This is a genomic window from Hydrogenophaga atypica, assembly GCF_042665215.1.
In the GTDB taxonomy this organism is placed as follows: domain Bacteria; phylum Pseudomonadota; class Gammaproteobacteria; order Burkholderiales; family Burkholderiaceae_C; genus Hydrogenophaga; species Hydrogenophaga defluvii_A.
This window is the reverse complement of sequence record NZ_JBHTCA010000063.1, coordinates 1-3,418: the sequence shown is the minus strand read 5'-3', so window position 1 is coordinate 3,418 and position 3,418 is coordinate 1. Positions and strand designations below refer to the sequence as shown.

Annotated in this window: 4 protein-coding genes; all 4 read right to left on the bottom strand. The window is 62.0% G+C overall.

Annotation, left to right across the window (positions count from 1 at the left end; genetic code table 11):
- A partial coding sequence (locus tag ACFQPB_RS23720) for an IS66 family transposase (RefSeq protein ID WP_465262288.1) occupies window positions 1-773 on the bottom strand: 773 nt, incomplete at its 3' end.
- A gap of 45 nt (window positions 774-818) precedes the next feature.
- Window positions 819-1,166, bottom strand: a complete 348-nt coding sequence (tnpB, locus tag ACFQPB_RS23715; protein ID WP_382228854.1) for an IS66 family insertion sequence element accessory protein TnpB — start codon at window positions 1,164-1,166, stop codon at window positions 819-821.
- A complete protein-coding gene (gene tnpA, locus ACFQPB_RS23710) occupies window positions 1,163-1,504 on the bottom strand; it encodes an IS66-like element accessory protein TnpA (RefSeq protein WP_382228851.1) in 342 nt (113 codons plus the stop codon). The genes tnpB and tnpA overlap by 4 nt, the downstream gene beginning before the upstream one ends.
- Window positions 1,505-1,925: 421 nt before the next feature.
- Entirely contained in the window at window positions 1,926-3,317 is a 1,392-nt protein-coding gene (locus ACFQPB_RS23705) for a 3'-5' exonuclease (protein ID WP_382228849.1), read from the bottom strand.
- Window positions 3,318-3,418 lie beyond the last annotated feature (101 nt).

The window sequence follows — 3,418 nt, the reverse complement described above, 5'->3', positions numbered from 1 at the left end:
ACCGGCACGGGCGTGTCGTCGGCGTGAAGCTTGGCGGCCGCCAGGGTGTAACGACCCAGTGCGGCCACCAAGGGATCAAGCAATTGATCGGCCTGGTCAACCCAGCCGGCCAGCGTTGAGCGGTCCAGCTCAACACCGCTGCGGGCATAAATGCCGCTTTGGCGGTAGAGAGGCAAATGGTCACAGTACTTGGACACCAGCACATGGGCCAGCAGGCCGGCGCCGGCCACACCGCGTGCTATGGGGCGGCTGGGTGCGCTGGCCTGGAAGATTGCATGGCACGCCACGCAGGCCAGCTTGGGGCGCACATGCCGGATCACCTTGAAATGCGCCGGCACGTATTCCAGTTGTTCGGAGACATCCTGTCCAATCTTGCGCAGCCGGGCGCCACACGCCGTGCAGCCACAGGGCTGACTATTGCTGTCGTGGTGGGTGTTGCTGGTCGGAGGCAGATGCTCCTGGACATCGCGCGGCAGGTGCGCGGGCAGACTGCGGTCTATCTGCGCGTCGTTGGCCGGTGCTTGTTTGGATGCCGCTTTGGTTTGGGCGGGCACCTCGGCTTGGCCACCATCGATCAATGCCATCTGCGCCGACCACTGCTCGCTGGAGGTACCGAATTCGGAACGAACCCGGCGCAGCAGTTGCAATTTGAGTTTGTCGACCATCAACTTGAGCAGGGCCACCTCGCTGTCGCGCGCCGCGATGATGCGCAGCAATTCGTCGATGTTCTGGGGCGGTTGATGGGGCGCAGGCACGGTCTTGAGTATGCCCAACTCTGCTGTCTCACCTCATCGGGAATGACCCGCAACTGCCAAGCTTTACGCCGCCAGATCGGGACGGTGCGTGCGCGCCGGCATGCGCCAGTCGATACCTTCAAGCAGCATCGACAGTTGCGCTGGCGTCAGGGATACGCCACCGGCCGATGCCTGCGGCCAGACAAAGCGGCCGCGTTCGAGCCGCTTGCTCAGCAGCAGCAAACCCTGGCCATCGAACCACAGCACTTTGAGGATGTCGCCGCGCCGACCTCGAAAGACAAAGACGTGCCCACTGAATGGGTTCTCGCTCAGGGCCCCCTGGACCATCGCCGCCAGGCCGTCGAAGCCCTTGCGCATGTCGGTGTGGCCGGCCACGATCCACACCCGCGTGTTCGCCGGCAGACCGATCATGCGCGCAGCACGGCCAGCACCGTCTTGAGTTGCTCGGGATCCACTGGGCCGCGCAGACGGATGACAGTGCCGCACACCTCAATCTCCATCACTGCCTTGGGCTGGCGGGCGTTTGTGGTGGCCACTACCTCAGCTGATCGAGCGTCTGCGACGACCGTGACCGGCAACAACGTGTGAGGGGTGGACTGCCAGTGTTCGAGTTTCATCCAGCTGCGAAGCTGGTTGGCGTTGACGCCATGGCGAAGTGCCAGGCCGGCAACCGAAGCCTCTGGCCTGAGCGCCTGCTCCACCAGCCAGGCCTTGAAGGCTGAAACGTAAATGCGCTTGCCGTTGCGCATGATTCGCTCCACCGTCGGCCCGCTCCACTCTGGGGTGTGTCCACTGTCTTGCATATGGACATATCCTGCATTGACCCTCCGCTCCTCACAAGAAGGGCCTTGGGGCCACGCTTACGTTACTGCTCAGGTACAGAGAATCACGACCCGGCACTTTGCCCACAATGGTTCCGTATGAGCGGCCTGCCAAGGGGCCGCTCGTGAATCGATAGTAGATCAAAGTGGCAGGCTCCTGATCGTTGGCAAAACGGTTCTCGCCCCAAGCTTGGTATGACTTGGTTCTGAGCGACTGACCATCGGTGTCAATCGCATAACCCCATTGAAGGTCGCCGGTACGCTGCTGACCTGCCCCCCAGCAGCCGTACCGCGGTAAACAGGGCGGCAACACGGTTCTGCGTCTTGCGTTAACAGCGTGCTTCTTCAGTCATGGCACTGCCCTCAAGGTGACTTTGGCATGGGACGGTGAGCACCGAACAGCGCCACCCGCCACAGGGAACAGCAGCCACTGTTCGATGACGTTTTTCCCGGAAGCTTCCGCTATGGCGTTGGCATACGCATTCAGCTGGCCCTGGTAGGTATCTACCAGCTCGCTCCACTTGTCTTCACCAAAAGGCGAAGACTTGTGGTCTATCAGCACGAAGCCATGCTCTGTCTCCAGCAGCAGGTCGATACGCCCGTTAATGACCTGCCCGTTTGGCAATCTCGTCTTGACCGGCACCTCCGCGCGGGCCTTGCTGCCTGGCCATCTTGATTCAAGCCAAGCGTGAATGGCTTGGATCTGGGTGCTCAATGCGTCCGCATCGATATGCGCGCGCACTTGGAACCCATCGAGTACACGGGACACGACAGTCTCGCTGAGCCAAGTGCCTTGTTCGGTAAAACTCGCAGCCAGACATGCGTGCACTGCGCTGCCCAGCACGCCCCAATCGGCACCAGGGTTGACGTGAAGCCGCTCCCCAAAACTAACCTTGTCGAGCACCTCGCCTTTACTGGCGCCCACGCTAGAGGGGTTGAACAAAAGGGGAAGTTTCTCTGCCGTGGGTTCGGGACGCGGCCAATACAGAGCTGTGGCGTCAGTCTGCGGAGGGGCAAGCTCTGCTGGTGGCTCCACCATCAAGGTCTCGCTCGAAACGGCTTTCCCGTTGGGAAGCTGAGTCTGAACCGCGCCAGGGTCCCCGTCCAACAGCCATGGTGCATCCAGCGAATCCAGCCAGTGCTGTGATTTCGCCTTTTGTTTGAGCGCCAACACCAACATCTCACGCGGGCGGGTCATGCTGACGTAGAGCAGGCGCTGCGCCTCGGCCAGCGCTGCGGCTTGGTACCGCTGCGCAATGGCCGATGCGTCTATCGTGTCCTTGACGGCTATGCCAGACGCCTGTTTGCCGAACGGCCAAGGCCAGTAGCGGATGAAGCGGTCGTTCAGGGGGGCGGCAGCGTCGACACCCTGATTCGAGACGGTGGAAATGCCCCAAAGCCGGTTGCGCACCTCCTTGTCCAGATCGGTCAGTATCACGACAGGCCATTCCAGGCCTTTGGCTGCGTGGTGGGTCAGCACGCGCACGGCATCGACACCTGGTTGCGCCAGAGCGTCCTCGCCAGCCTCAGCCTGTCTGTCCAGCCACAGCAGCATGCCTGAGATGGTCGCTGCTTGGCGGGTACCACGGCAGGCGTCTTCATACTGGGCAGCCATGTCAAGCAGGGCATCCAGGTTGGCCAGGCGTGTCCGAGCGACCGCCGGGTCCTGACGCCAACCCAACACCACCTGGGGAAGCTCGCAAGAAGCAATCACGCGCCTCAACGCTTCTTGCGGGGTCAACAGCGGATGCTCACCTCGTAGGAGAGCCAAGCCTGCCACCATCGGGTGGGCATGTTCACCGGTTTCTCGCCAAGAGCCGCGACTTTCACCCCGTTGGAGAT

Coding starts and splice junctions, on each gene's coding strand:
- tnpB (WP_382228854.1), bottom strand. CDS start 1,166: ATGATCGGTCTGCCGGCGAACACGCGGGTGTGGATCGTGGCCGGCCAC.
- tnpA (WP_382228851.1), bottom strand. CDS start 1,504: ATGCGCAACGGCAAGCGCATTTACGTTTCAGCCTTCAAGGCCTGGCTG.